27 protein-coding genes are annotated in these 26,804 nt (G+C 71.4%); 11 read left to right on the forward strand and 16 right to left on the reverse strand.

Features of this window, described 5'->3' with window-relative positions:
- Nucleotide 1 precedes the first annotated feature (1 nt).
- The 5 genes from carB to pyrR all read right to left on the reverse strand — a co-directional run bounded on the left by carB (nt 2) and on the right by pyrR (nt 7,195).
- Nucleotides 2–3,289, reverse strand: coding sequence for a carbamoyl-phosphate synthase large subunit (gene carB / locus ABD999_RS16665; protein WP_271275328.1), 3,288 nt, complete (start codon nt 3,287–3,289; stop codon nt 2–4).
- Entirely contained in the window at nt 3,276–4,382 is a 1,107-nt protein-coding gene (carA, locus tag ABD999_RS16670; protein WP_271275329.1) for a glutamine-hydrolyzing carbamoyl-phosphate synthase small subunit, read from the reverse strand. Before carA ends, carB begins: the two co-directional genes overlap by 14 nt.
- Nucleotides 4,379–5,671 carry a dihydroorotase gene (locus tag ABD999_RS16675; RefSeq protein ID WP_271275330.1) on the reverse strand — a complete coding sequence of 431 codons (1,293 nt, stop codon included), beginning with the start codon at nt 5,669–5,671 and terminating at the stop codon, nt 4,379–4,381. The genes carA and ABD999_RS16675 overlap by 4 nt, the downstream gene beginning before the upstream one ends.
- A 64-nt stretch (nt 5,672–5,735) precedes the next feature.
- On the reverse strand, nt 5,736–6,653 hold the full coding sequence (locus tag ABD999_RS16680) for an aspartate carbamoyltransferase catalytic subunit (protein WP_148032728.1): 918 nt from the start codon (nt 6,651–6,653) through the stop codon (nt 5,736–5,738).
- Nucleotides 6,650–7,195, reverse strand: coding sequence for a bifunctional pyr operon transcriptional regulator/uracil phosphoribosyltransferase PyrR (pyrR, locus tag ABD999_RS16685; RefSeq protein WP_148032729.1), 546 nt, complete (start codon nt 7,193–7,195; stop codon nt 6,650–6,652). The genes ABD999_RS16680 and pyrR overlap by 4 nt, the downstream gene beginning before the upstream one ends.
- Before the next feature lie 149 nt (nt 7,196–7,344).
- Here pyrR and ABD999_RS16690 point away from each other — a divergent pair, with 149 nt between their 5' ends.
- The 5 genes from ABD999_RS16690 (at nt 7,345) to bldD (ending at nt 12,640) form a co-directional block, all read left to right on the forward strand.
- Nucleotides 7,345–8,583 carry an arginine deiminase gene (locus ABD999_RS16690; RefSeq protein WP_271275331.1) on the forward strand — a complete coding sequence of 413 codons (1,239 nt, stop codon included), beginning with the start codon at nt 7,345–7,347 and terminating at the stop codon, nt 8,581–8,583.
- Between the two features lie 3 nt (nt 8,584–8,586).
- Nucleotides 8,587–9,522, forward strand: a complete 936-nt coding sequence (gene arcC / locus ABD999_RS16695; protein WP_271275332.1) for a carbamate kinase — start codon at nt 8,587–8,589, stop codon at nt 9,520–9,522.
- 9 nt (nt 9,523–9,531) lie between these two features.
- Nucleotides 9,532–10,953 carry an amino acid permease gene (locus tag ABD999_RS16700; RefSeq protein WP_219543383.1) on the forward strand — a complete coding sequence of 474 codons (1,422 nt, stop codon included), beginning with the start codon at nt 9,532–9,534 and terminating at the stop codon, nt 10,951–10,953.
- Nucleotides 10,954–11,820 (forward strand): universal stress protein, encoded by an 867-nt coding sequence (locus ABD999_RS16705; protein WP_271275333.1) that lies wholly within the window; start codon nt 10,954–10,956, stop codon nt 11,818–11,820.
- 325 nt (nt 11,821–12,145) lie between these two features.
- Nucleotides 12,146–12,640: a transcriptional regulator BldD gene (gene bldD / locus ABD999_RS16710; RefSeq protein ID WP_148032734.1), complete on the forward strand. Its 495-nt coding sequence runs from the start codon at nt 12,146–12,148 to the stop codon at nt 12,638–12,640.
- A gap of 283 nt (nt 12,641–12,923) precedes the next feature.
- Here the strand turns inward: bldD and ABD999_RS16715 are convergent, their stop codons facing one another.
- Nucleotides 12,924–13,229 carry a hypothetical protein gene (locus tag ABD999_RS16715; protein ID WP_271275334.1) on the reverse strand — a complete coding sequence of 102 codons (306 nt, stop codon included), beginning with the start codon at nt 13,227–13,229 and terminating at the stop codon, nt 12,924–12,926.
- Nucleotides 13,230–13,983: 754 nt separating this feature from the next.
- Nucleotides 13,984–14,430: an SAV_6107 family HEPN domain-containing protein gene (locus ABD999_RS16720; protein WP_271275335.1), complete on the reverse strand. Its 447-nt coding sequence runs from the start codon at nt 14,428–14,430 to the stop codon at nt 13,984–13,986.
- 874 nt (nt 14,431–15,304) lie between these two features.
- Between ABD999_RS16720 and ABD999_RS16725 the strand changes: the two genes are divergently transcribed.
- Nucleotides 15,305–15,688: an SdpI family protein gene (locus tag ABD999_RS16725; RefSeq protein WP_271275336.1), complete on the forward strand. Its 384-nt coding sequence runs from the start codon at nt 15,305–15,307 to the stop codon at nt 15,686–15,688.
- Nucleotides 15,689–15,846: 158 nt separating this feature from the next.
- Nucleotides 15,847–16,572: a class I SAM-dependent methyltransferase gene (locus ABD999_RS16730; protein WP_271275337.1), complete on the forward strand. Its 726-nt coding sequence runs from the start codon at nt 15,847–15,849 to the stop codon at nt 16,570–16,572.
- On the opposite strand, the gene ABD999_RS16735 is transcribed toward ABD999_RS16730, so the two are convergent.
- Together ABD999_RS16735 and ABD999_RS16740 are read right to left on the reverse strand one after the other, a co-directional pair.
- A complete protein-coding gene (locus tag ABD999_RS16735; RefSeq protein WP_148032739.1) occupies nt 16,559–16,750 on the reverse strand; it encodes a ferredoxin in 192 nt (63 codons plus the stop codon). The two genes, ABD999_RS16730 and ABD999_RS16735, sit on opposite strands and share 14 nt — an antisense overlap.
- Before the next feature lie 10 nt (nt 16,751–16,760).
- Complete coding sequence (locus ABD999_RS16740; protein WP_271275338.1) at nt 16,761–17,960, reverse strand: cytochrome P450; 1,200 nt, start codon at nt 17,958–17,960, stop codon at nt 16,761–16,763.
- An 85-nt stretch (nt 17,961–18,045) separates the two neighbouring features.
- Here ABD999_RS16740 and ABD999_RS16745 point away from each other — a divergent pair, with 85 nt between their 5' ends.
- A complete protein-coding gene (locus ABD999_RS16745; protein ID WP_271275339.1) occupies nt 18,046–18,648 on the forward strand; it encodes a TetR/AcrR family transcriptional regulator in 603 nt (200 codons plus the stop codon).
- A gap of 18 nt (nt 18,649–18,666) precedes the next feature.
- On the opposite strand, the gene ABD999_RS16750 is transcribed toward ABD999_RS16745, so the two are convergent.
- Nucleotides 18,667–19,458, reverse strand: coding sequence for a L,D-transpeptidase family protein (locus tag ABD999_RS16750; protein WP_271275340.1), 792 nt, complete (start codon nt 19,456–19,458; stop codon nt 18,667–18,669).
- 96 nt (nt 19,459–19,554) lie between these two features.
- Here ABD999_RS16750 and ABD999_RS16755 point away from each other — a divergent pair, with 96 nt between their 5' ends.
- Together ABD999_RS16755 and ABD999_RS16760 are read left to right on the forward strand one after the other, a co-directional pair.
- A complete protein-coding gene (locus tag ABD999_RS16755) occupies nt 19,555–20,031 on the forward strand; it encodes a YbaK/EbsC family protein (RefSeq protein WP_271275341.1) in 477 nt (158 codons plus the stop codon).
- Nucleotides 20,032–20,060: 29 nt separating this feature from the next.
- The gene (locus tag ABD999_RS16760; RefSeq protein WP_271275342.1) at nt 20,061–20,624 is read left to right on the forward strand and encodes a GNAT family N-acetyltransferase; all 564 of its coding nucleotides are present in this window, start codon (nt 20,061–20,063) and stop codon (nt 20,622–20,624) included.
- Nucleotides 20,625–20,675: 51 nt separating this feature from the next.
- On the opposite strand, the gene ABD999_RS16765 is transcribed toward ABD999_RS16760, so the two are convergent.
- From ABD999_RS16765 to metF, 3 genes are read right to left on the reverse strand one after another with little or no spacing between them, the layout of a single operon-like run.
- On the reverse strand, nt 20,676–21,437 hold the full coding sequence (locus ABD999_RS16765) for a methyltransferase (protein WP_271275343.1): 762 nt from the start codon (nt 21,435–21,437) through the stop codon (nt 20,676–20,678).
- Nucleotides 21,434–22,036, reverse strand: coding sequence for a mycothiol-dependent nitroreductase Rv2466c family protein (locus tag ABD999_RS16770; protein WP_271275344.1), 603 nt, complete (start codon nt 22,034–22,036; stop codon nt 21,434–21,436). The genes ABD999_RS16765 and ABD999_RS16770 overlap by 4 nt, the downstream gene beginning before the upstream one ends.
- Nucleotides 22,037–22,067: 31 nt before the next feature.
- Nucleotides 22,068–22,991, reverse strand: coding sequence for a methylenetetrahydrofolate reductase [NAD(P)H] (metF, locus tag ABD999_RS16775; RefSeq protein WP_148032744.1), 924 nt, complete (start codon nt 22,989–22,991; stop codon nt 22,068–22,070).
- A gap of 85 nt (nt 22,992–23,076) precedes the next feature.
- Between metF and ABD999_RS16780 the strand changes: the two genes are divergently transcribed.
- Complete coding sequence (locus tag ABD999_RS16780; protein ID WP_271275345.1) at nt 23,077–24,144, forward strand: polyprenyl synthetase family protein; 1,068 nt, start codon at nt 23,077–23,079, stop codon at nt 24,142–24,144.
- A gap of 67 nt (nt 24,145–24,211) precedes the next feature.
- Here ABD999_RS16780 and thiE read toward each other — a convergent pair whose 3' ends face one another.
- Genes thiE through ABD999_RS16795 form a run of 3 tightly spaced genes read right to left on the reverse strand, consistent with a single transcriptional unit; the run spans nt 24,212 to nt 26,402 of the window.
- Nucleotides 24,212–24,856, reverse strand: a complete 645-nt coding sequence (gene thiE / locus ABD999_RS16785; protein ID WP_148032746.1) for a thiamine phosphate synthase — start codon at nt 24,854–24,856, stop codon at nt 24,212–24,214.
- Entirely contained in the window at nt 24,834–25,208 is a 375-nt protein-coding gene (locus ABD999_RS16790) for an Rv2175c family DNA-binding protein (RefSeq protein ID WP_148032747.1), read from the reverse strand. Before ABD999_RS16790 ends, thiE begins: the two co-directional genes overlap by 23 nt.
- A 30-nt stretch (nt 25,209–25,238) precedes the next feature.
- Nucleotides 25,239–26,402: an NAD(P)/FAD-dependent oxidoreductase gene (locus tag ABD999_RS16795; RefSeq protein WP_271275346.1), complete on the reverse strand. Its 1,164-nt coding sequence runs from the start codon at nt 26,400–26,402 to the stop codon at nt 25,239–25,241.
- Nucleotides 26,403–26,804 lie beyond the last annotated feature (402 nt).

Genomic DNA, 26,804 nt, shown 5'->3' on the forward strand with positions numbered 1-26,804 from the left:
GTCAGCCCCGTAGTGCCTTCGCGTGCTCCTGGAGGGACCGTACGCCGACGTCGCCCCGCACGATGGCCTGGATGCCGGCCGCGGCGGCGGCGAGCCCCGCCACCGTGGTGATGCACGGGATGCCGCGCAGCACGGCGGCCGTGCGGATCTCGTAGCCGTCGAGCCGCGACCCGGCCTGGCCGGGACTGTCGAACGGGGTGTTGACGATCAGGTCGATCTCCCCGTCGAGGATGGCCTGCACGCTGGTGGGTTCACCTCCTGGACCGGTCCCCTCGCCGTGCTTGCGCACGATCTTGGCATGGACGCCGTTGCGGCGCAGCACCTCGGCGGTGCCCTCGGTGGCGAGGATCTCGAAACCGAGGTCGGCCAGCGCCCTCACAGGGAAGATCATGGCACGCTTGTCCCTGTTGGCCACGGATACGAACGCGCGTCCCTTCGTCGGGAGTTCGCCGTAGGCGGCCGCCTGGGACTTGGCGAAGGCCACGCCGAAGAACGCGTCGATGCCCATGACCTCGCCGGTGGAGCGCATCTCGGGCCCGAGCACGATGTCGACGCCGTGGAACCGGTTGAACGGCAGCACCGCCTCCTTGACCGCGATGGACGCGTCCAGGGGGAGCGTGCCGCCGTCGCCCCCGGCCGGGAGCATGCCCTCGGCGCGCAGCTCGCGCAGCGTGGCGCCGAGCATGATCCGGGCCGCCGCCTTGGCCAGCGGCACCGCGGTCGCCTTCGACACGAACGGGACGGTGCGGCTGGCGCGCGGGTTGGCCTCCAGCACGTACAGCACCCCGGCCGAGATCGCGTACTGGACGTTGAGCAGGCCCCGCACGCCGACGCCGCGGGCGATGGACTCGGTGGCGGTGCGGATGCGCTTGATGTCGGCGCTGCCCAGCGTGATGGGCGGCAGCGCGCACGCCGAGTCGCCGGAGTGGATGCCGGCCTCCTCGATGTGCTCCATCACGCCGCCGAGGTAGAGCTCCTCGCCGTCGTAGAGGGCGTCGACGTCGATCTCGACGGCCTCGTCCAGGAACTTGTCGACGAGCACCGGGTGGCCGCCCTCCTGGGCGGCCATGTAGCGGGTGAGCGTCTCGTCGTCGTACACGATGGCCATGCCGGCGCCGCCGAGCACGTACGAGGGACGCACGAGCACCGGGTAGCCGATGTCGGCGGCGACCTCGACGGCCCCGGCGACGGTGGTGGCGACGCCGTGCCTGGGCGCGGGCAGCCCGGCCTCGGCCAGCACCCGCCCGAACGCGCCGCGCTCCTCGGCCAGGTGGATGGACTCGGGCGAGGTGCCGACGACGGGCACGCCGGCGTCCTTGAGCGCCTGGGCCAGGCCGAGCGGCGTCTGCCCGCCGAGCTGCACGATGACGCCGGCGACGGGGCCGGTCTGCTGCTCGGCGTGCACCACCTCCAGGACGTCCTCCAGGGTGAGCGGCTCGAAGTAGAGCCGGTCGGAGGTGTCGTAGTCGGTGGAGACGGTCTCCGGGTTGCAGTTGACCATGACGGTCTCGAACCCGGCCCTGGACAGCTCGAAGGAGGCGTGCACGCACGCGTAGTCGAACTCGATGCCCTGGCCGATGCGGTTGGGCCCGGAGCCGAGGATGATCACCTTCTGCCGGGTGCCGGTCGGGACCTCGCTCTCCTCGTCGTAGGTGGAGTAGAGGTAGGGCGTCTTGGCGGCGAACTCGGCGGCGCAGGTGTCGACGGTGTTGTAGACGGGCCGCAGGCCGAGCGCGTGGCGCAGGTCGCGGACGCGGGCCTCGTCGATGCCCCGGATCTCGGCGATCTGGGCGTCGCTGAAGCCGTGGCTCTTGGCCGTGGCCAGCACGTCGGCGGTCAGCTCGGGCGCGCCGGCGACGGCGCGGGCCTGCTCGTCGAGCTGGTAGAGCTGGTCGAGGAACCACGGGTCGATGCCGGTGGACTCGTAGAGCTCCTCCGCCGTGGCGCCGGCCCGGATGGCCTGCTGCACGGTGCGCAGCCGGCCGTCGTGCGGGGTGCCGGCGGCGGCCAGCAGCTCGTCCTTGGCGCCGGGGTCGCCGGTCCAGGAGAAGGAGGAGTCCTTCTTCTCCAGCGAGCGCAGCGCCTTCTGCAGCGCCTCGGTGAAGGAGCGGCCGATGGCCATGGCCTCGCCCACCGACTTCATGTGGGTGGTGAGGGTGCGGTCGGCGCCGCTGAACTTCTCGAACGCGAACCGGGGGACCTTGACCACGATGTAGTCGAGGGTGGGCTCGAAGGAGGCCGGGGTCTCCTTGGTGATGTCGTTGGGGATCTCGTCGAGCGTGTAGCCGATGGCCAGCTTGGCGGCGATCTTCGCGATCGGGAAGCCGGTCGCCTTGGAGGCCAGCGCCGAGGAGCGCGACACGCGCGGGTTCATCTCGATGACGATCATCCGGCCGGTGCGCGGGTCGACCGCGAACTGGATGTTGCAGCCGCCGGTGTCGACGCCGACCTCGCGGATGACCGCGATGGCCACGTCGCGCATGTTCTGGTATTCGCGGTCGGTGAGGGTGAGCGCGGGCGCGACGGTGACGCTGTCTCCGGTGTGGACGCCCATCGGGTCGATGTTCTCGATGGAGCACACGATGACCACGTTGTCGTTCTTGTCGCGCATCACCTCCAGTTCGTACTCCTTCCAGCCGAGGATGGACTCCTCCAGGAGCACCTCGGTGGTCGGGGAGGCGTCGAGCCCGGCCCCGGCGATGCGCCGCAGGCCGGCCTCGTCGTAGGCGAACCCGGACCCGGCGCCGCCCATGGTGAACGACGGCCGCACGACCAGCGGGTAGCCCAGCTCTCCGGCTCCGGCCAGCACCTCGTCCATGGTGTGGCAGATGACCGAGCGGGCCGACTCGGCGTTCAGGCCGCGCTCGGCGGCGACCTTGGCGACGATCTTCTTGAACCGCTCGCGGTTCTCGCCCGCCTGGATGGCGTCGAAGTCGGCGCCGATCAGCTCGACCCCGTAGCGCTCCAGGACGCCCGCCTCGTGCAGCGCGACCGCGGTGTTGAGCGCGGTCTGGCCGCCGAGGGTGGGCAGCAGCGCGTCGGGCCGCTCCTTGGCGATGATCTTCTCGACGAACTCGGGGGTGATCGGCTCGACGTAGGTGGCGTCGGCGAACTCGGGGTCGGTCATGATCGTGGCCGGGTTGCTGTTGACCAGGATCACCCGGAAGCCCTCGGCCCGCAGCACGCGGCAGGCCTGGGTGCCCGAGTAGTCGAACTCGCACGCCTGCCCGATCACGATCGGCCCGGAGCCGATCACCAGCACGGACCTGATGTCGTCACGCTTGGGCACGGTTCATGACCTCGCAGAACTCGTCGAACAGGTAAGCGGCGTCGTGGGGCCCGGCGGCGGCCTCGGGGTGGTACTGGACGCTGAAGGCGCGCCCGTCGAGCAGGCGCAGTCCTTCCACGCAGCGGTCGTTGAGGTTGACGTGGCTGACCTCGGCGAGCCCGTAGGGGGTCTCGAACGGCCCGCCGAGCGGCGCCTCGACGGCGAACCCGTGGTTGTGGGAGGAGATCTCCACCTTGCCGGTGCGGACGTCCTGGACCGGCTGGTTGACGCCGCGGTGGCCGTAGCGCAGCTTGTAGGTGGACAGGCCGAGCGCCCGGCCGAAGAGCTGGTTGCCGAAGCAGATGCCGAAGAACGGGACCTTCGCCTCCAGCACCTTCCGCAGCGCGCTCACGTCGGCGGTCGCCGGGTCGCCTGGGCCGTTGGAGAAGAACACGCCGTCGGGGCGGACGGCCATCATGTCGTCGAAAGTGGCGGTGGCGGGCAGCACGTGCACCTCGCAGCCGCGCTCGGCCATCCGCTGCGGGGTCATGGCCTTCATGCCGAGGTCGATCGCTGCCACGGTGTAGAGCTTCGGCCCGATCGCGGGCACGACGTACGGCTCGGTGGTGGCGACCTCGCCGGTCAGGTCGGCGCCCACCATCGAAGGCGCCGTGCGCACCCGCTCGACCAGTTCCTCGACCGGCCTCGCCGGGCGGGAGAAGATGCCGGCCCGCATGGCGCCGCGCTCGCGCAGGTGGCGGGTGAGCGCGCGGGTGCCGGGGATGGCGATGCCGACGACGCCCTGGTCCTTCAGGTAGTCGCCGAGCGAACGGGTGGCCCGCCAGTTGGACACCACCCGGGACGGCTCGCGCACGACGTAACCGGCGACCCAGACGCGGCCGGACTCCGGGTCCTCGTCGTTGACGCCGGTGTTGCCGATGTGCGGGGCGGTCATGGCGACGATCTGGCGGTGGTAGGACGGGTCGGTGAGCGTCTCCTGGTAGCCGGTCATGCCGGTGTTGAAGACCATCTCGCCGAACGTCTCGCCTTCGGCGCCGTAAGAGGTTCCGTGGAAGACGCGACCGTCCTCCAGTACGAGCACGGCTCTGGTCACACCAGCTTCCCTTCGAGGACGGTGGGCTTGCCGCGCAGGAACGTCGCCACCACCCGCCCGGGCAGGGTCAGCCCGGTGTAGGGGGTGTTGCGGCTCCTGGAGGCGAAGGACGACGGGTCCACCGGGCTGCGGTGGGAGGGGTCGTAGAGGGTGAGGTTGGCGGGGGCGCCGGCCTCGATCGGGTGGCCGTGGCCGGTCAGCCGGCCGATGCGGGCGGGAGCGTACGACATGCGCTCGGCGACGCCGGGCCAGTCGAGCAGGCCGGTGTCGACCATGGTCTCCTGCACCACGCTGAGCGCGGTCTCCAGGCCGATCATGCCCATGGCGGCGGCCGACCACTCGCTCTCCTTGTCCTCCACCGGGTGGGGGGCGTGGTCGGTGGCGACGACGTCGATCGTGCCGTCGGCGAGGGCCTCGCGCAGCGCCTCGACGTCGGCGCGGGTGCGCAGCGGCGGGTTGACCTTGTAGATGGGGTTGTAGGCGCCGACCGGCGAGTCCTCGACCAGCTCGTCGGTGAGCAGGAGGTGGTGGGGGGTCACCTCGGCGGTGACGTCCCAGCCCTTGGACTTGGCCCAGCGCAGGATCTCGACCGACCCGGCGGTGGAGACGTGGCAGACGTGCAGGCGGGAGCCGACGTGCGCGGCCAGCAGGCAGTCGCGGGCGATGATCGCCTCCTCGGCGACGGCGGGCCAGCCGGTGAGGCCGAGCCGGCCGGAGACGACGCCCTCGTTCATCTGCGCGCCCTCGGTGAGCCTGGGCTCCTGGGCGTGCTGGGCGACGACTCCGTCGAACGCCTTGACGTACTCCAGGGCGCGGCGCATGAGCACCGCGTCGGAGACGCACTTGCCGTCGTCGGAGAAGACGCGGACGCGGGCCGCGGAGTCGGCCATCGCGCCCAGCTCGGCGAGCTGGCGGCCCTCCAGCCCGAGGGTGACGGCGCCGACGGGCTGCACGTCGCAGTGGCCGTGCTCGTGGCCGAGCCGCCACACCTGCTCGACCACGCCGGCCGTGTCGGCGACCGGGGAGGTGTTGGCCATGGCGTGCACCGCGGTGTAGCCGCCGCGGGCGGCGGAACGGGTGCCGGTCTCGACGGTCTCGGCGTCCTCGCGGCCGGGCTCGCGCAGGTGGGTGTGCAGGTCGACGAGGCCGGGCAGGGCGATCGCGCCGCCGCCGTCGATCTCCTCTCCCTCGCCGGTCAGGCCCGCGCCGACCTCGGCGATGACGCCGTCGCCGACGCGGACGTCGACCGGCTCACCACCCAGGATGCGTAGGTTTCGGATGATCATCATGCCTCCTTCGTCGGCACGACGATCATGATGATGCTGTGCCTATTTGTTCGCTCGCTTCGCTCACTCACGCTGTGTCTCCCCCGAGTAGCAGATAGAGCACGGCCATGCGGATGGTCACCCCGTTGGCGACCTGCTCGACGATGGTCGAGCGCGGGGAGTCGGCCACCTCGGCGGCGATCTCCATGCCCCGGTTCATCGGGCCGGGGTGCATCACGATGGCGTCGTCGGGCATCTTGGCGAACCGGTCGCGGTCGAGGCCGTAGCGGCGGGAGTATTCGCGCTCGCTCGGGAAGTAGGAGGCGTTCATCCGCTCCTTCTGCACCCGCAGCATCATGACCGCGTCGGACTTGGGCAGCACGGCGTCGAGGTCGTACGAGACCGCGCACGGCCAGATGTCGACCGCGACGGGCAGCAGGGTGGGCGGCGCCACCAGCGTGACCTCGGCGCCGAGGGTGTGCAGCAGCAGCACGTTGGAGCGGGCGACCCGGCTGTGGAGCACGTCGCCCACGATGGCGATCTTGCGCCCGTCGAGGCCGCCCAGGCGGCGGCGCATCGAGAAGGCGTCGAGCAGCGCCTGGGTGGGGTGCTCGTGGGTGCCGTCGCCGGCGTTGACCACGCTGCCGTGGACCCAGGTGGCCAGCCGGTGCGGGGCTCCGGAGGCCGCGTGGCGGATCACGACGGCGTCGGCGCCCATCGCCTCCAGGGTGAGCGCGGTGTCCTTGAGCGACTCTCCTTTGGAGACGCTGGACCCTTTGGCGGAGAAGTTGATCACATCGGCGGACAGCCGCTTCGCCGCCGCCTCGAAGGAGATGCGGGTCCGGGTCGAGTCCTCGAAGAACAGGTTGACGACCGTGCGGCCGCGCAGCGTGGGCAGCTTCTTGATGGAACGTTCCGAGACCCTCGCCAGCTCCTCGGCGGTGTCGAGGATGAGCAGCGCGTCGTCACGGGTGAGGTCGCCGGCGGAGATGAGGTCGCGGTTCACCTGGCGTCCCCCTTCCTGAGGATCACGGCGTCGCGCCCGTCGGTCTCCCGCAGGGACACCTTCACCTTCTCGCTCTTGGCCGTGGGAAGGTTCTTGCCGACGTAGTCGGCGCGGATGGGCAGCTCGCGGTGGCCGCGGTCGACCAGGATGGCGAGCTGGACGGCGGCCGGGCGCCCGAACTCGCTGAGCGCGTCGAGCGCGGCGCGGACGGTGCGGCCGGAGTAGAGGACGTCGTCGACGAGCACCACGATCTTGCCGTCGACGCCGTCGGGCGGGAGATCGGTGCGGCCGAGCGGCCGGGCGGGGCCCTGGCGCAGGTCGTCACGGTGCATCGTGATGTCGATCGAGCCGACGGGGATCTTGACCCCTTCGAACTGCTCGATGCGCTCCCCGAGCCGGCGGGCGAGGGTCACGCCGCGGGTGGGGACGCCGATCAGGACGACTTCGTCGGCGCCTTTGGTGCGTTCGAGGATCTCATGGGCGATGCGGGTCAGCGCCCGATGGATGTCCGGGCCCTCGAGAACGGCCCTGGATTCGGACATGCCGGAATCTCACCACCTTTCCCGCCTCACTGGACGGGTCTTAAAGGGTGTTGGTCGCGACACACAGTACCAGGCGCCACCTGCCGGAACGGGACGCCCCACCCCGCCTATCGAGGTGATCCCGGGACGAGCCTGGGGATAGAGACACAATGACCTTCCATGTGGACTCCGAGGTGGGCGCCCTCCGGCAGGTGCTGCTGCACCGGCCCGACCTCGCGCTGAAGCGGCTCACGCCTTCCAACAAGGAAGCGTTCCTGTTCGACGAGGTGCTGTGGGTGCAGCGGGCGGTGGAGGAGCACGAGGAGTTCCAGCGGGTGCTGCGCGAGCGGGGCGTGGGGGTCCATCTGCTGGACGAGCTGATCAGGGAGACGGTCGAGATCCCCGAGGCGCGCCGCCACATCCTGGACAAGACCGTGGACGAGCGCTTCCTCGGCCCGCTGGCGGTCGACGACGTGCGCAACACGCTGGACGCGATGGACGCGGCCACCCTGCAGCTGTTCCTGACCGGCGGCATCACCAAGCGGGACCTGCTCGAACGCGACTGCGACCCCACGTCGGTGGCCTACCACTCGCTCGACGACGACGACTTCGTGCTGCCGCCGCTGCCCAACCACCTGTTCACCCGCGACCCGTCCTGCTGGGTGTACGACGGGGTGTCGGTCAACGCGATGCGCAAGAAGGCCCGGATGCGCGAGACCGTGCACATGGAGGCGGTCTACGCCTTCCACCCGATGTTCGCCTCCGGCTTCGACCGGCCGGGCGGCTTCCGGGTCTGGCTGCCGGGGCAGGCGATCGCGCCGGCCACGATCGAGGGCGGCGACGTGCTGGTGATCGGGCGCGGCGCGGTGCTGGTCGGGATGAGCGAGCGCACCCAGCCGCAGACGGTCGAGATGCTGGCCAGGCGGCTGTTCCGGACGGGCTCGGCGAGCCGGATCGTGGCGCTGCGTATGCCCCGCACCCGCGCGTTCATGCACCTGGACACGGTGATGACGATGGTGGACGTCGGCGTGTTCACCAAGTACGCGGGCCTCGGCATGCTGCCCTCCTACACGATCGAGCCCGGCGACACCGAGAAGGAGCTGAAGGTCACCGACCACCCGCCGCGCGACATGCACCGGGCCATCGCCCGCGCCCTGGACCTCGACGACATCAAGGTGCTCACCGCCACCCAGGACGTCTACGCCGCCGAGCGGGAGCAGTGGGACGACGGCTGCAACGTGCTGGCCGTCGAGCCCGGCGTGGTGATCGCGTACGAGCGCAACACCACCACGAACAACCACCTGCGCCAGAACGGCGTCGAGGTGATCACCATCCGCGGGAGCGAGCTGGGGCGTGGCCGAGGCGGCCCGCGCTGCATGAGCTGCCCCCTCGAACGGGACGGGATCTGAGCCGTGCGGGTCATCGTCGCGCTGGGAGGCAACGCGGTCCTGCGGCGGGGCCGGCGGCCCGACGCCGATACGCAGATCGCCGAGGTGAACTCCTCGATCAGGACGCTGGCCGGGCTCGCGGCCGGGCACGAGCTGATCATCACCCACGGCAACGGCCCCCAGGTCGGCATGCTGGCCCTGCAGAGCGCCGCCGACCCCGGCCTGAGCCGGCCCTACCCGTTCGACACGCTGGTCGCGCAGACCCAGGGCATGATCGGCTACTGGATCCTGCAGGCCCTGCAGAACGCGCTGCCCGGCCGGCAGGTCATCGCCATGGTCACGCAGACGCTCGTGTCGGCCGTCGACCCGGCCTTCCGCGACCCCGCCAAGTTCGTCGGGCAGGTGTACGAGCGGGACGAGGCCGAGAAGCTGGCCCGCGAGCACGGCTGGACGGTCAAGCCCGACGGGGAGCACTGGCGGCGGGTGGTCCCCTCCCCCACCCCGCGGCGGGTCGTGGAGACCCGGCTGATCCGCCGGATGGCGCGCGAGGGCGTGGTGGTGGTCTGCGCGGGCGGCGGCGGCGTCCCGGTGATCCGCGACGAGCGCGGCCGGCTCACCGGCGTCGAGGCGGTCGTCGACAAGGACCTGACCGCGTCGCTCCTGGCCGAGGCGCTGGAGTGCGACGCGTTCCTGAGCTTGACCGACGTGCCCCGCGTGATGCGCGACTTCGGCACCCCGCGCGAGTCCGGGATCGCGCACACCACCCCGCACGAGCTGCGCGCGCTGGACCTGCCGGCCGGGTCGATGGGCCCCAAGGTGGAGGCGGCCTGCCGGTTCGTGGAGCACACCGGCGACATGGCCGCCATCGGCCGGCTCGACCAGGCCGAGCGGATCCTGGCCGGCGACGCCGGCACGATCGTGACGCCCAACGCGCGCTGGCCGCGGACCGGCACGCTCTAGGAGGCAGTCATGGCGGTCGTGCGACGGCTCTTCAGGACCAAGCCCACCGAGCGGCTCGTCGCCGAGAGCGGCCGCGGCGAGGGCGGCGAGCTGCGCCGCACGATGGGGCTGTGGCAGCTGACGCTGTTCAGCGTCGGCGCCACCCTCGGCACCGGCATCTTCGTCATCCTGGGCGAGGCCGTGCCCAAGGCGGGCCCGTCGGTGGTCCTGGCGTTCGTGCTGGCCGCGATCACCGCGCTGTTCTCCGCGCTCTCGTACGCGGAGCTCGCCGGGACCATCCCGGTGTCCGGGTCGTCCTACTCCTACGCGTACGCGACGCTGGGCGAACTGGTCGCCTGGGTGTGCGGGTGGTGCCTGATGCTGGAGTACGCGGTCTCGGTGGCGGCCGTGGCGGTCGGCTGGGGCGAGTATCTCAACGCGTTCCTGCGGAGCCTGGCCGGCTGGACGCTGCCCGACGCGATCACCCGGTCACCCGGCCAGGACGGCGGCGTGGTCAACCTCACCGCCATCCTCATCGTGGTGCTGGCCACCTGGGTGCTGCTGCGCGGGGCCTCCGAGAGCGCGGCGGCGAACGTGGTGTTCGTGCTGATCAAGATAGCGGTGCTGCTGTTCTTCTGCCTGGTGGCGTTCACCGGCTTCAGCGCGGGGAACTTCGCGCCGTTCGCGCCGATGGGCGTGGCCGGCATCACGGCGGCGGCCTCGCAGGTGTTCTTCTCCTACATCGGCTTCGACGCCGCCTCGACGGCCGGCGAGGAGGCCAGGAACCCCAGGCGCGACCTGCCCCTGGCCATCGTGCTGTCGCTGGTCATCGTGACCGTCGTCTACGTGCTGGTGGCCGTGGCCGCGATCGGCGCGATGCCGTGGACCGACTTCAACCCCGAGGGCACCGAGGCCAGCCTGTCGCTCATCGCCGACCTGGCCACCGGCTCGACCTGGGCGGGCCTGATCATCTCCTTCGGCGCGGTCATCGCCATCGCCAGCGTGGTGCTCACGGTCATGTACGGGCAGACGCGCATCCTGTTCGCCATGTCACGCGACGGGCTCGTCCCGCGCGTGTTCCAGCGGGTGAGCCCCAGGCGGCAGGTGCCGGCGGCCAACACTCTCATCGTCACCGCCTTCGTCTGCGTGCTGGCCGGGCTTCTGCCGCTCGGCCATCTCGTGGAGGCGACCAGCATCGGCACGCTGTTCGCGTTCGCGATCGTGAACGCGGGCGTGCTGGTGCTCCGCTACCGCAGCCCCGGCCTGCCGCGCGGCTTCCGCACGCCGTTCTTCCCCGTCACCCCGGCGCTGGGGGTGGTGTTCTGCTTCCTGGTGATGGGCGGGCTGGCCGGCGTCACCTGGGTCGCGTTCGGGCTGTGGATGCTGGCCGGGCTGCTCTGCTATTTCCTGTACGGCTACCGCCACTCGCGGCTGAACGCCGAGGTGCCCTAGATGAAGATCGAGAATGTGCTGAGCGGGTTCGTCCCCGAGCCTCGTGGCCGCGACGGCCTGGCGGTGGCCGTACTGCTGGCCCGGCAGGCCGGCGCCCGCCTGGAGGTGGCGTTCGTGAAGCCGCCCGCGTGGAGCACGCCGGGGCCCGCCCGGGCGGAGGCGACCGCGTGGGCGGCGTTCCTCCAGGAGCAGGCCGAGGCCACGCTGGCGCAGGCGGCCGAGCTCGCCGGCGACGAAGCGGGCCTGGTCGCCTACACCCACCGGGGCAGCGGGCGCGGCCTGGTGGAGCTGGCCCGCAAGCGCGGCGCGGACGTGGTGGTGATCGGCTCGGCGCCGCGCGGCCCGCGGGGTCGCATCTCGCTGGGCAGCACCGCCGACCAGCTTCTGCACTCCTCTCCGGTGCCCGTGCTGCTGGCCCCGCGCGGGTACGCCGAGGACCCGCCCGCCGAGCTGACCCGGCTGACCCTCGCCTACCGGCGCGGCCGCTGCGCCGACGCGGCGGTCAAGGGGGCGGCCGGGATCGCGGCCGCGCTGGACCTGCCGCTGCGGCTGGTCACCCTGGTCGAGGCGGCTCACCGCCGGCACCCGCTGGGCGAGGAGATGCTGACGGGGATGCGCGACCAGGCCATGGCCGACCTGACCGCCGCCGCCCGCGGACAGAGGCTGCGCACCCGGGTTGACGTGGAGGTGTTCGAGGGCCGGAGCGTCGCCGCGGCCATGCGGGCGGGCACCTGGGAGCGGGGCGAGCTGATCATCTGCGCCTCCAGCGGCACCGGGCCGCTCAGGCGGGTGTTCCTGGGCGACACCAGCATCAAGATCGTACGGGCGGCGACCTGTCCCGTCCTGGTTCTGACACGCCAGGCCTGACTTCTTCGCCCCCGGTGCCGAAACCGCTGTGGTTACTCGGCAAACTATGACGAAGTACAGTTACTACGGGGACAGAAGGGGCTAATGAGGCGTTCCATGCTGGACCGGATTCGGCATCTTTTTTCCAATCAGCTTGACCTTAGGCGTCGACCCCTTTACCGTCACTGTGCGTAACCAGCACCTGCGCGGCGTCCTGGGGTGAACCCAGGGCCATCGCTACCGATTGGTGCCCGAGCGGCATCGGACCCCCGGTGGCAACGGCATTCGCCGCAAGGGAGCACAATCTACTGAGAGCTATAGATACGAGGAGCCGGGGGGCCACACGATGCCGTCTGAGTACGCAAAGTCGCTTGGTGCACGACTCCGCGCGATCCGCACCCAGCAGGGCCTGTCCCTGCATGGAGTCGAGGAGAAGTCGCGTGGCAGGTGGAAGGCCGTGGTCGTGGGCTCGTACGAGCGCGGCGACCGTGCGGTCACGGTGCAGAAGCTTGCCGAGCTTGCCGACTTCTACGGGGTGCCCGTCTCCGAGCTGCTGCCCGGCGGTGCCGCGCCGAGCCCGCTCGGGCCGACGCCCAAGCTTGTGATCGACCTGGAGAGGCTGGCCACGCTGCCCAAGGAGAAGGCGGGGGCGCTGGCCCGCTACGCCGCCACGATCCAGAGCCAGCGGGGCGACTACAACGGCAAGGTGCTGTCGATCCGCCAGGAGGATCTGCGCTCTCTGGCCGTGATCTATGACAAGTCGCCGAGTGAGCTCACCGAGGAGCTGATCAGCTGGGGCGTCCTCGACGCCGAGGCCCGCCGGGCGGTCGAGACGTTCTGACCCGGCTCCCACAGCCGCGGCAAGGGGCGCGCCCATCCGGGCGTGCCCCTTGCTTGTTTTCTGACAAAGCCCCGCACAACAGACATTTCGCCGGGCCCAAAAAGCGGTCCGCCGCCATTCCCTCAGTGGGTTCTCGATAATCCAACAAACCTCGTGTTTAGTCCCCGGCGCCCTTCACTCGCCTGTCAACCTCGTGCTCCCGTGCGGGGCGCGGGAAACGCGACCCTCCGGCGGTCACGGCGCCGGGCCATCGCCACCGGGGCGCGAGACGGGAGAAGTGCCGCTACTCACGGCAGGAGCCCGCCTGCAGCGACATCTTGGCCGCCTCTCCCCACACCGGGCTCATCCTCATGGCGCGGTACAGCACCGACCCGAAGTAGCGGGTGTTGTACCGATAGCCGGACTCCAACTGGCCCTTCACGGCCCAGCGGACCTTGTTCCTGCCCAGGTCCACGAACCAGTGACCAGCAGTGATCTTGTACGTGCACACGACGGGCTCCGCCGCCGGCGCGGCGCCCGGGAACACCGCTCGGGCCACCAGGACGGTGGCCGCCGCAGCGGTGGCGAACCCGGCTCTGCGCTTTCCCATACTGTCTCCCTGCTCATGACCGCCGACGCTTCCGGCGGCGCGGCTCCCCTTTCGAAGCCGACACGGCAACCAGGGCCGCCCTCGTCACAGCTTCGCCGCGACATCGGCTCGGCGCCGGCGCAGAGCAGAATGAGGCACCACATGCCTATGACCTCGGCGAGCGCCTGGCAGGAGCCGCCCATCTGGGGTGTCTTCATCGGGCTTGCCCGTCCCGGGCTCAAGCGTCGACCCACGAGCGTCGCGACGCGGGGACGCCTCACGGGCGTCGGCTCACGGGCGTCGGCAGGCGTCAGCTCGCGTGCGCGGATCGCGGGCAGACGGCAGGCGTCAGCTCACGTGCGCAGTTCGCGGGCAGCCTGACAGGCGCTACCTCCTCAACCCGCGCGCTACGACCGCCCTCGTCCGCCCTTACGGGATGCGCCGGGTCGTCCGGACGGCGGAGGAGGCGGGTTTCGCCGCCATCGGGTGTATCGAGCAGCTCGCGTGCGCAGCGCAGGGCCCCGGGGCGTTCCAGCTCAACGGGCGTCTGCGGGACGCAGGACTGCGGGCGTCTGCGGGACGCAGGACTGCGGGCTCGGGACCCACAGCAGGCCGGCTGCTGCTCGGCAAGGCGAGCAACGTGCCGGAAAGAGCGGCGGACATCCCACCGGCGCGGTGACCGCCGGAACGGCCGGCGCCTGGCCCCGTTACGTCTCCTCATGCGAGGGCGTGGACGGCAGGGAGACCGGGGCGCTCGTAGGGGGTGGGTGGGATGTCAACCCGCCAGGGGCACGTCCACGGGGAGCTGGGGCTGGGCAGGGACGCCCAGGATGTCCTCGACCGTGCAGACGAAGGTCTCGGCCTCCGCCAGGAGCTCGTCGGCGTCCGTGGCGCTGACGCCGCGCACCAGGCCGGCCTCGGCGGCGGCCCGCTTGGCCGCGCTGGCCGCGAAGTAGGCCGCCCAGTCGGCGAGCGACGGCTCGGTCTCGGGCAGCAGCTCCCATGCGCTGCGCAGGCGGCGTCTGCGACCCTGGGTGGGCTGCGGGCGGGCGGCCAGGATCGCCGCGGCGGCGCGCAGGGCGGCCAGGTGGGCCGACACGTAGCGCGATGCCGGGGAGCGAGCCGTCGCCGCCTCCGCCAGGCAGGAACGTGAATCCGTCAGGTGAGCCCGAACCGCAGGCGATAGCCGGGGCCCGGGCGTTTCTCTGGGCCGTGGTGCCATGTCGTTCGCCTCCTAGAGTCGTGGCGACTCCCGGCGTGTCCGCCGTTGAGGTCAACGATCGCAGACCCCACCGACATTTCCGCCGGGCCGGCCGGACGAGGAGCTTCCCCTCTCCCCGTCCGGCCAGGACGCGCCCACTCGTCTCCGCCGACGACGAGGACGCGCCCTTCGCCCTCGGAGCCTGACCGCGGGTCCGCGCTGGGGGAGCGCATGGCCCGCGACCAGGTCCTTCCGACGTGAGCCGCGAGCCTCACGTCACATGGTCGAACATAATTTCGATCACGCGCGGTGTCAACTGCTTCCACGAACACAGGTTCGATGACCATGACGGTGTCACCGGCGGGCTGCAACGCCGCTCACCTCACTCGCGAACGCCCCTGAACCCCCGCACCTCCGGCGAATCCGGGGTTTCCGACCCGCCGCCGTCCCCAAGAGCAGCCCCCGGACGCGGACGGCATACCACGGGCACTCTCAGGAGAGCCCAGGCCGTCATGAGCGCTCTGAGGAGATGGTGCACCACAGGACACCCCTCTCAGGGAGCTGACGCTCTTATGAGCGTCCCCGGGGAGACGACGTGCTCCAGGGAGTGCCGACGCTGTCACGAGCGCCTCTGGGGAGACGACATGCCACAGGGCGTTCTCAAGGGAAACTTCGAGACCTGCACTACGGAGATGGCGGGGCCTTGCGCACTACGGAGACGGCGGGATGTTCAGGCAGGTGTGCGGGGGTGGATGGGGTGGTGCTTCCGAGCGGGAGGAGCTGGCTCAGCGCCGTTTCGCGAGCAGAGAGAGCCCAGTCCGGCAGCGTTCCGCGAGTGGAGAGAGCCCGCTCCGGCGGCGTTCCCGAGATCGCGGGTCATGGTTACGATGGCGGGATGGGGCCCATCCTGATCAACGCCATCCTCACCGCTCCCGCCCTGGCGCTCCTCCTCATCCCGTTCCATGACGAATCCGGTGCCGTCGACAGCCGCAACGGCCTGGCCGGGTTGCGCACTCGGGAGACGCTCGCCTCACGCGAGGCATGGGACGCGGCGCACACCTGGGCCAAGGTCCCGATGCGCATGCTGGCCGCGGCCATGGCGGGGGTGCTGGTGGTGTCAGCCGCCGCCGAGCTGGCGGTCGGGCTGCCGGAGGGTGTCCAGGTGGCCACGATCCTGGCGCAGGCCGGGTTGCTCATAGGCGGGCTGGGCCTGATCGGCTGGCGCGCTCACCGCGTGGCCGCACGCGTGAACCGCGAACTCGCAGGCCGGCCCGCATGAGCGGCCGAGCCGGCACAGCCCCGGCGCTCCTCCCACAACGATTCCCCGGCCCCTCAGAACACCGCCTCGGCCAGGCGCAAGGCGGTCGCGGACGACGGAAGACCGTCGAGGCCGGAACGCGGGAGGGTGGTAGGTCGTTCGGGTGGGTGGCGCGGCCCGTGGCGTTGGTCGCCGGGGCGGCCGCCGCCGTCGGGTTCGCGTGGGAGGCGCAACTGCCGCTGGGCGAAGACGTCCTGCACGTGGGCGGCCCGGTCGTCCTGCGGGGCCTGCGGCAGAAGCTGGCGCGGCTGGTGTACGACGGCCGGTACGGGGTGAACACGGCGGATTTCGCCGACCTGAGCGAGTTCGGCCTCGATCACCCGGAACGGGTCTACTACTCCCCCGCCCACTGGGGCACGCTGCGCCGGGCGCTGCCCGTGAGCGACGTGAGCGAGCACGACGTGTTCCTCGATCTCGGCGCGGGCAAGGGCCGGATGGCGCTGGAGGCCGCCAGCCGCTACCCGTTCGGACGGGTGATCGGGGTGGAGCTGTCGCCCGAGCTGACGGAGATCGCCCGGTCCAACCTGGCCGGCACGCGGCTGCGGCTGCGTGCCGGCGGCGTCGAGTTCGTGCACTCGGACGTGCTGGAGTACGACATCCCGGACGACGTCAGCGTGGTGTTCCTGAACAACCCGTTCCGCGGGCGGATCTTCGCCACCGCCGTGGACCGGCTGATCGCCTCCGCCGACCGCAGCCCGCGCCCCGTCACCGTCGTCTACTTCAACCCCGTCGAGGAGGACTGCCTGCTCGGCACGGGCCGTTTCCGCCACGTGCGGACGGTGCGGCGCGGGACGGGCGACGGCGTGTTCGGCACGACCCGCGTCTACGCTCTCAGACAGCCTTGAGCGCGCCCGAAGGACACAGCGTCACGGCTCTCCGAGCCCCCTCCTCCAGCTCGGCGGGCGGCACGGGCTGCAGGAGCACGACCGTCCCGTCCTCCTCGCTCTGATCGAAAACCTCTGGCACGGTGAGCGCGCACATGCCCGCACCGATGCACACGTTCGTGTCGGCTTCTATCTTCATGAATCCCTGCTTACCAGGTGACGGGCAGCCGGTGCACGCCGTAGATGGCCATGTCCGCCCTGAGCGGCACCTCGTCGGCCGGCACCGCGAGCCGCAGGCCGGGGAAGCGGCGCAGCAGGGCCGCGAACCCGATCCGCATCTCCGCGCGGGCGAGCTGCTGGCCGAGGCACTGGTGGATGCCGTGGCCGAAGCCGAGGTGGCCGGTCGCGGGCCGGGTGACGTCGAGCCGGTCGCCGCCGGGGAACCGGGACGGGTCGCGGTTGATCACCGGCAGGTGCAGGGTGACCGACTCGCCCTTCCTGATGAGGTGGCCGTCGATCTCGACGTCTTCCAGGGCGGTCCTGACCGGGCCGACGTGGATGATCGTGAGGTGGCGCATCAGCTCCTCGACGGCGTTGCCGATCAGCGACGGGTCGTCGCGCAGCGCGGCGAGCTGGGCGGAGTCGGCGAGCAGCGCGTACGTGCCGAGACCGAGCATGTTGGCGGTGGTCTCGTGCCCGGCGACCAGGAGCAGGAACGCGACGCCGGTGAGCTCGTCGTCGCTCAGCTCGCCGCCTTCGATGAGGCCGCTGAGCAGGTCCTCCCCCGGGTGCTCGCGTTTGCGTGAGACGAGCCCGTACAGGTAGGTGAAGACGCGGCCGATGGCCGCGAGGGCGTCGGAGGCCCGCGCGTCCAGGCTCACCAGGATCTTGGTGTCCTCCTGGAAGGCCGCCCGCTCCTCGTACGGGACGCCGAGCAGTTCGCAGATGACCAGTGAGGGGATGGGCAGCGCGAAGGCGTCGACGAGGTCGACCGGCCCGCCCGAGGCTTCCATCTCGTCAAGCCGGGCCTCGGTGATCTCCTCGATCCTGGCTTCGAGCTGCTTCATCCTGCGTACGGTGAACTGCCCGGTGAGCAGTTTGCGGTAGCGGGTGTGCTCGGGCGCGTCGGTGCGCAGGAAGAACCCGGGCGGGACCTCGAACTCCTGCGAGCGGATCTCCTCGGCGAGGTCGGCACGCGACGCGAGGGGCGGGTGCGCCAGCTCGGGCCGGTTGCTGAAGCGCTGGTCGGCCAGCACCGCGCGGGCGGCCGCGTAGCCGGTCACGAGCCAGCCCTCGTGGCCGTCGGCGTACCTCATCCGGTGCACGTCGCCGCGCTCACGCAGCCTCGCGTACGTCTCGGGCGGGTCGAACGGGCGTTCCCGCCGCGTGGTCAGGGTCAGGTCGGTCATGGCTGCCTCCTTCTCCAGGACGCCACCAAGAAAACCTCATTGAATGCAATTTTGCAATGTGTGCAGCAGAGGTATCCTTTCGCGCATGACCGGGCTACGGGAGCGCAAGAAGCAGCGCACGCGCCGGGCGCTGGTGACCGCCGCGCTCCGGTCGTTCCAGGAGAAGGGGTTCGAGGAGACGACGATCGCCGAGATCGCCGCCGGGGCCGAGGTGTCGGCGCGCACCTTCTTCAGCTACTTCGCCAGCAAGGAAGACGTGATCTTCTATGACGGCCCGGAGCGGATGCGCTACGTCCTCGACCTGGTGGCCGGGCGCCGGCCCGGCGAGCCGGTGGCCGAGCTGCTGGTGCGGGTGATCCGGGCGAGCCTGAAATGGGCCGTCGACCCCGGCAACTTCGACCTGGCGGAGGCCGCGGCCCGCATGGAGCTCATGCTGACCGTGCCCTCGCTGCAGGCACGCGCCCTGCATGTGCTGTTCGAGCAGCAGCTCCAGCTCGCCGAGGCGGTGGAGCGGGCCTACGAGGGCGAGCTCGGCGCGCTGGAGGCGGCCGCGATGGTGGGTTCGCTGGTCGGCGCGGTCAAGCTGACCGCCGTGATGAGCCTGACCAGAGGCGACTCGCAGGAACGGGTGTGGGAGGCCATCACGGCCGCTGCGGAGATCTCGATGCGCGGGCTGTCGAACGTGTGAGCCGGCGGCCCGGCGCGGTCACCGCCTGAACTTCCCCCGCACGTGGACCGGGACCCCGGTGCCCAGCAGGCCGGGCAGCTCCTCCGCCACGTTCATCGGCAGCCGCACGCAGCCGTGGGAGGCGGGATACAACGGCACCGAGAGCGCGCCGTGGAAGGCGATGCCGCCGTTGAAGAAGATCGGGTTGTAGAGCTCGCCGAGGTAGGACTTGTGCCAGCCGTCGCGCCGCCAGGTGGTCTTGTACGTGCCCGTGGGCGTCGTGGCCGAGCCGCAGAAGCGCTGCTCCTTGCCCTGCCACACGGTGGTCTCGCAGTAGGGCACGCCGCTGCCGGACGACATGTGGCTGATCAGCTTCAGCTCGCCGCCGACGTACAGGGTCATGATCTGCGTGCTCAGGTTGACCTCGGCGCGGGTCCGCTTGCCGTTCCGGGCCAGGACCTTGGGGGTCCTGGGCTGCTCCAGCGCCCGCCAGGTGGCCTTGCCGATGGTGCTGGTCGGCTTGATGCCGTTGACCTTCTGGAACGCCCACACGGCGCCGAGCGTGGTGCCGCCGTAGCGCCCGTCGGCCTTGCCCGGCCGGTAGCCGAGCTCGCGCAGCCGCTTCTGCAGCCAGACGACCGCCTTGCCCTTGGCGCCCAGCTTCAGCTTCTTGTCCGGCGCGGTCACGGCCGGGGGAGGCTCGGCGAGCCGGCCCGCGGCGGCGGTGATCGTGTGGGACGCCGTCTCGGCGGGTGCCACTCCGCAACCGGCGAGCGCGACCGCCCCGGCGGTGAGGAGGGCGAGCACTCCCGGAAGCCGTCGAGCCCTCACCGGTATCACCTCTCAAGCAGGTAACAAGCGAATCAAAGGACCCTACACCACCGCTCAACGGGGTAATGCGGGAGTCAATCTGTTTAGAGTGTCCGCATGCCCGAGAAGTTGCCCGCCAACGCGGTAAGAGTGGAAAACGCCCTCCGGAGCCTGGGCGCGTCCGGTGAGATCGTGGTGCTGCCGGAGAAGGCGCCCACCGCGGCCACGGCCGCCGCGCAGCTCGGTTGCGAGGTCGGCGCCATCGCCAACAGCCTGATCTTCGACGCGGACGGGGCGCCGCTGCTGGTGCTGACCAGCGGCGCGCACCGGGTCGACGTGGAACTCGTCGCCCGCACGGCGGGAGTCTCGAAGGTACGGCGGGCGACGCCGGAGTTCGTCAGAGAGGCGACCGGGCAGCCGATCGGCGGAGTCGCCCCGGTGGGCCATCCGGCGCCGGTGCGCACGCTGGTCGACACCTGGCTGCAGAAGCACGAGGTGGTGTGGGCCGCCGGCGGCCATCCGCATACCGTCTTCCCGACCACGTTCGACGAGCTCCTGCGAATCACCGGCGGCACGCCCGTGGATGTGGAATGACCGTGGGCGGCAGGGAATAGGGTGCGACGGTGATCGAGTTTCGCGGCGCGGGACCCGCCGAGTTCACCGAACGGCTGGACACGGTGATCGACATCTACACCGCCGCCATGCGCACGCCGGAGGAACAGATCGCCGGTCGTACCGCCATCATGCGCAATCACGGGACATATCCATTTTTCCAGTGCTATTTCGCCGAATGGCGTGATGCTCCGGAGGGGCCGAAGATCGTCGGCTTCGCGTACGGCTTCCGCGGCGCGCCCGGCCAGTGGTGGCACGACGTCGTCCACCGCGCGCTGGCCGACCAGGCCGGCGTCGACGCGGCCGACGCGTGGCTGGGCCACGCGTTCGAGCTGGCCGAGATCCACGTGCATCCCGACTTCCAGCGCAAGGGCATCGGCCGCGCCATGATCACCACCCTGTGCGCGGGCCGGGCGGAACGCACGGCTGTGCTCTCCACCCACGACCGGCCGACGATCGCCCGCCACCTCTACGCGTCCATGGGGTTCATGGACCTGCTGTCCCGGTTCGTCTTCCCCGGAGGGTTCGAGGAGTACGCCATCGTCGGCAGGCGACTCCCTCTGACCGGGTCATGACCTGAGGTTTTGCGGGTCATTACGGAGGGCATCACCTTTACGGAAAGTTACTCACCCGCTACCTTCCGCACACCCATCCCCGGCGCCACCCGCTCGGTCCCCCTGCGGGCGGGTGGCGTCCCGAGTCAGCCGGAAGGTCACGTACTCCACCCGCCAGCCGTCCCTGACGAACTCCTTCCGGCTCACCTCCGCGGCGGCGAACCCCGCCTCGCCGACCAGCCGCCGCACGTACGGCAGGTCTCCGGTGGTGCCGAAGAACAGCAGCACCCGCCCGCCCGGCCGCAGATATCCCCGCACGTCACGGAAGAACCTCGTCAGCGCGGCGTAGCCCGCGTCGGTCGTGGCCCTCTCCAGCAGGTCGCGGGGCGCGAACCAGCGGAACGGCGGGTCGAAGACGATCAGGTCGAAGTCGCCCTCGACGGCGGCGAACACGTCGCTCTCCAGCACCGTGACCCGGTCCGCCACGCCGTTGCGCGCGGCGTTTCCCCGGGCCGCCTCGACGGCGTGCGGGTTGACGTCCACCGCGACCACGTCGCGAGACCGTGAGGCGGCCAGGATGGCGTTGACCCCGCAGCCGGTGCCCATGTCGAGCACCCGGTCGCCGTCGCGCACCTCGGCGAGGACCGCCTCGCCGAGCGGGTGCGACATGCCGGCGATCGGCTGGACGTCCGGGGGCACGTGCAGGGTCAGGCCGAGATGGTGGAAGGTCCGCCCGTCGTCGCCGGCCTCGGCCCTGGCGGCCGCGTACGCCCGCTCGTGCCAGCGGCGGATGCGCTCGACGTGCTCCGGCGGGAGCGTCGGCTCGTAGTTCACGGGGTGGCGGGCTCCTCGTGGGGCAGGCCCTTCAGCTCGTGGAAGTGCGGGGTGCCGGCGACCAGGAGCGTGCCGTCCCACAGCCGCCCCGCCTGCTCGCCCTCCGGCACCCGCGAGATGACCGGGCCGAAGAACACCACCCGGTCCTGGCCGGCCCCGCTGACCGCGACCACGGGGGTGCCGGCCTCGCCGCCGATGAGCGCCATGCCCTCGGCGTGGGAGGCCCGTACCAGATGGTCGTGCTCGTCGGTGAGACCGGCCTCGGCCAGGTCGGCGGGCAGGCCCGCGGAGGTGAGCGCCGTGCGCAGGTCCCCGATCCAGTCCTGGTCGGCGCCGCCGGTGGTCCACAGCGCGGTGTAGAAGCGGCCGAGCGCCTCCTGGCCGTAGCGGTCGGCCACCACGGCCGCGATCCGCGCCGGCACCCACAGGTAGCCCTCGGGGTCACCTTCGGGATCGTCGTCGCGGCCCTCGTTGAGCACGGCGAGGCTGAGCACGTGCCAGCGCACCTCGACCGGGCGGACCCCGGTCACCTCCAGGAGCCACCGCGAGGTCAGCCAGGTGTACGGGCAGGACGGGTCGAACCAGAAGTCGGCGATCACGCTCCCAGTCAACACCCGTCGCGCCCGCGCGTCAGACGGTCAGGGCCGGTGCGTGCCGCAGCCGCTGGAACACCTCCCGCGAGGCGCTCGACCGGTTGAAGGTGATGAAGTGGATGCCGGGCGCGCCCTCGTCGAGCAGCCGCTGGCACAGCTCGGCGCCGTGCTCGATGCCGAGCGCGCGCACCGCCGCCGGGTCGTCGGCGACCTTCTCGAACCGGGCGGCCACCTCCGGCGGGAACGGCGCGCCCGACAACTGCTCGGACCGGGCGATCGTGCTCATCTGCGTGACGGGCATGACGCACGGGATGATCGGGGTGTCGCAGCCGCGGGCCGCGACCCGGTCGCGCAGCCGCAGGTAGTCGTCGGCGCGGAAGAACATCTGCGTGATCGCGTAGTCGGCGCCGGCCTGGCACTTGCGCACGAAGTACTCGGTGTCGGACTCGATCGACGGAGAACGGGGGTGCTTGTAGGGGAACGCGGCCACGCCCACGCAGAAGTCGCCCGACTGGCGGATCAGCCTGACCAGGTCTTCCGCGTACAGGACGCCCTCGGGGTGGGGGATCCACTCGCCGGTGGGGTCGCCGGGCGGGTCGCCGCGCACGGCGAGGATGTTGCGCACGCCCGCGTCGGCGAAGCGGCCGATCAGGTGGCGCAGCTCGCGCGTCGAGTGGTTGACCGCGGTGAAGTGGGCGACCGGGGTCAGCGTCGTGCCGTGCGCCAGCCGCTCGACGATGTCGACCGTGCGGTCGCGGCTGGAGCCGCCGGCGCCGTAGGTCACCGAGACGAACGTCGGCCGCAGCGACTCCAGCTCCCTGATCGCCTTCCACAGCTGCCGCTGGCCCTCGTCGGTCTTCGGCGGCATGAACTCGAAGGAGAACGACCGGCCACCGGAGGCGAGCAACTCGCGGACGGTGGGGACACGGCCGGGCAGGATGGAGGGTTGACCAAGCGCCATGGCCCAAGCGTACCCGCAGGCCCACTCGTGACCCGCCCCAACCTGGTCGCTGGCCTTTCCCTGCTGGGCCACTAGTCTTCAGAGCATGACCATTGACGCCGCGAGCATGGACGACCTGCGATCCCAGGTGGACCTCCGCCTCAGGGAGTTCGTCGAACGGCGCCTCCCTTCCGACGGCGAGCCCGACTTCCGGCCGCTCCGCGACGCGGCGGAGGACCTGCTGGCCGGGGGCAAGCGCCTGCGCCCCGCCTTCTGCTACTGGGGCTGGCGGGCCACGGGCGGCGGCGACGAGCCCGGCGTCTTCTCCGCCGCCGCCTCGCTGGAGCTGCTGCAGGCGAGCGCGCTGGTGCACGACGACGTGATGGACAAGAGCGACCTGCGCCGCGGGATGCCGGCCGCGCACCGCCGCTTCCAGGCGCTGCACGAGAAGTCGGCCTGGCACGGGTCGGCCGAGCAGTTCGGCGAGGGCGCGGCGATCCTGCTGGGCAACCTGCTGCTGATCTGGTCGGGCGAGATGTGGCGCACCAGCGGGCTCCCCGCGCGGGCGCTGGCGGCGGCCCAGCCGGTGCACGACCACATGCGCACCGAGCTGATGTGCGGCCAGTATCTCGACCTGCTGGAGCAGGCGAACGGCGAGAACACCTTCGACTCGGCCCTGCGGGTCGCCCTCTACAAGAGCGGCAAGTACTCCGTCGAGCAGCCGCTCAGGCTCGGCCTGGTGCTGGCGGCCGGTGGGCGGGTGCCGTGGGTGGACGAGCTGTGCACCACGTACGGCACCCGCGTGGGCATCGCCTTCCAGCTGCGTGACGACATCCTCGGCGTGTTCGGCGACCCGGCGACGACCGGCAAGCCCGCCGGCGACGACCTGCGCGAGGGCAAGCGGACGATGCTCGTGGCGCGTACGCTCGCGGCCGCCTCCCCGGCCGGCGCGGCGACCGTGCGGCGCCTGCTCGGCGACCCCGGGCTCGACGGCGACGGCGTCGCTGCCCTCCGCGACATCATCGAGGGTACGGGCGCGCTGCGTGAGTGCGAAGACATGATCGCCGACTACCTCGGTGAGGCCCTGGCCTCGCTGGAGCAGGCGCCGATCACCGCCGAGGCCCGCACAGCCCTGTCCGAATTGGCCGTGGCCGCCACCGCGCGCAAGACCTGAGCCACCTCGGCCCAGGCCGAACCACCGGCCATGACCCGGCGAGCGCCCGGCGGGACGCCGGCCGGGGTCAGCCGGGGCCGTCGGTCAGGCGCTTGGCGAACTCGGCCGCTGCCGCGCCCGGGTCCTCGGCGTCGGTGATGGCGCGCACCACGACGACCCGCCTGACCCCGTACGACATGACCTCGTCCAGGTTGGCCAGGTCGATGCCGCCGATGCCGAACCACGGCCGATCCGCGCCGAGCGACGCCGCGTGCCGGAGCAGCGGCGGGCCGGGCGCGTGACGGCCGGGTTTGGTCGGCGTGGGCCAGATCGGGCCGCAGCAGTAGTAGTCGACGCCCTCCTCCACCGCCGCGGCGGAAGCCTCGGCGACGGAGTGGGTGGACCTGCCGATGACGATGTCGTCGCCGAGCATCTCTCGCGCGACCGTCACCGGAAGGTCGTCCTGCCCCAGGTGGAGCACGTCGGGCCGGGCGGCGTAGGCGATGTCGGCCCGGTCGTTGACCGCCAGCAGCTTGCCGTGGCGGTCGCAGGCGTCGCGGAACACCTCGAGGAGCTCCAGCTCCTCGCGGGCCTCCAGCCCTTTCTCTCGGAGCTGGACGATGTCCACGCCGCCGGCGAGCACCACGTCGAGGAACTCGGCGAGGTCGCCGCGCTCGCGCCGTCCGTCGGTGCAGAGGTAGAGGCGGGCGTCAGAAAGCGAGGGCCTGGGCACGTCGCTTGACCTCGGTGTGGCGGCCCGCCCTGATCGCCTCGACGGGCGAGCCTGGCAGTGAGTCGTCGGGGGTGAAGAGCCAGCGCAGCGACTCGACGTCGTCGTAGCCCGCGTCTTGCAGGACGGTGAGTGTGCCAGGCAAACCCTTCATGACATCTCGGCCGTCGAGGAACACCGCGGGCACCTGTGGCCCGCCGCTGCCCCGGCGCACGCCGAGGAGCTTGTGGTCCTTGAGGAGCTGCTTGGCGCGACCCATGGTGAGACCCATGCGGTCGGCCACTTCGGGGAGAGTGAGCCACTCGTCGACGAGGGCATCGGTCTCCCGGTCGATCTGTGCAACAGAAAGCGTCACGAAACCACAACTACCACATGCCGCGCTTGCTCAAACAACACAATCCCGTAGGGGCACGTCCGGATCTACCAGGCGTTCCGTGTCGAGCCGGTGGCCCGCCTCGATGATCCGGCGCCCCTGCACGAGATCGCGCGGCCGGTCGACGGCCAGCACCGCGGCGAGAGTGTCGTCGCCGGCGAGCCAGCAGGCCGACCACTTGCCCGTCGCCTCGCCCCGGTAGACCAGCCGCTCGCCGGCCGGGTGGTGGCCGGCGTACTGGACCATGTGCCCGAACTGCTCCGACCAGAAGTACGGGACCGGGTCGTACACCGCCTCCTCGCCCAGCAGCGTCGCGGCGGCCACCTCGGGCGCGCCCAGCGCGGTGTCCCAGTGCTCGACCCGCAGCCGCGTGCCGAAGCGGCGCGACCACCAGGCGGCGCAGTCGCCGACGGCGACCACGTTCGGCAGCGACGTGCGCAGGTGCTCGTCGGTGACGACGCCGTTGTGCAGGTCGAGGTCGGCGTCGGCGAGCCACTCGACGGCCGGGCGGACGCCGATGCCCGTCACCACCACGTGGGCGTCCACGAACCCGCCGCCGACCAGCGCCACGCCGCCTTCCTCGACGGAGGCGACCATGGTGTCCAGGCGCAGGTCGATGCCCTCGTACCAGTGCTGGGTGCGGGCGCCGAGCTCGGCCCCGACGGCGTGCGTGAGCGGGGCGGGGCCGGCCTCGACCACCGTCACCGCGCAGCCTGCCCGGCGTGCGGCGGTGGCCACCTCGGCGCCGATCCAGCCCGCGCCGATGACCGCCACCCGCGCGCCCGGAACCAGCCGGGCGCGCAGCTCTAGCGAGTCGTCGAGGGTACGCAGGACGTGCTGCGGGCCGTCACCGGGGAGCAGGATCGGCTCGGCCCCGGTGGCGATGACCAGCCCGTCGTAGCCCAGCTCGCCCTCGGTCGTCTCCACGGCGCCCTCGCGCAGCGCCTTGGCGGCGACGCCCGGCCAGAAGTCCACTTCGAGCGCCGCCAGGTCGGAGTCGACGAAGCTGGAGTCGGCGTCGCCGAGCAGCACGGACTTCGACAGGGGCGGCCGGTCGTAGGGCCGGTGGCGCTCCTGCCCGATCAGCGTGATCCTGCCGCCGAACCCGCGTGCGCGCAGCGCCTCGACGCTCCTGACGCCTGACAGTCCGGCTCCCACCACCACGACATGATTCACGTAAGCGACCATAACGGGGGCCGCCCCACAGCGTCGCCCCGAGCCCCGATTCCTCCCCCACCTGGCACTCCACCTCCTCGCCACCGGAGATCATCCGTGGAGGTTGACCGACGACATACGCACCCACGGAACTCTCGGGGGTGAGGGCGATTCGGGACAGCTACCCGCTCTGCTACGTCCACGAGCATGATCGCGCCCTGCCGGAGTAGCCCAGCCGAGGGTTGCCGCAGGACCCACCCGAAGAACGCCGGTGCCGCCCGAGAAGCTCCGAACCCCACGGAAGCCCGAGACCACCCGAAGAGCCCAGGACAGCCCGGAGAACCCAGAAGCGCCCGAAAGGGCCAGAACCTCCCGAAGGCCGAGACCACCCGGAGGGCCCGGTACCTCCCGGAGGGCCCGGTA

The sequence above is a fragment of the Nonomuraea ferruginea genome, from assembly GCF_039540635.1.
GTDB lineage: Bacteria > Actinomycetota > Actinomycetes > Streptosporangiales > Streptosporangiaceae > Nonomuraea > Nonomuraea ferruginea.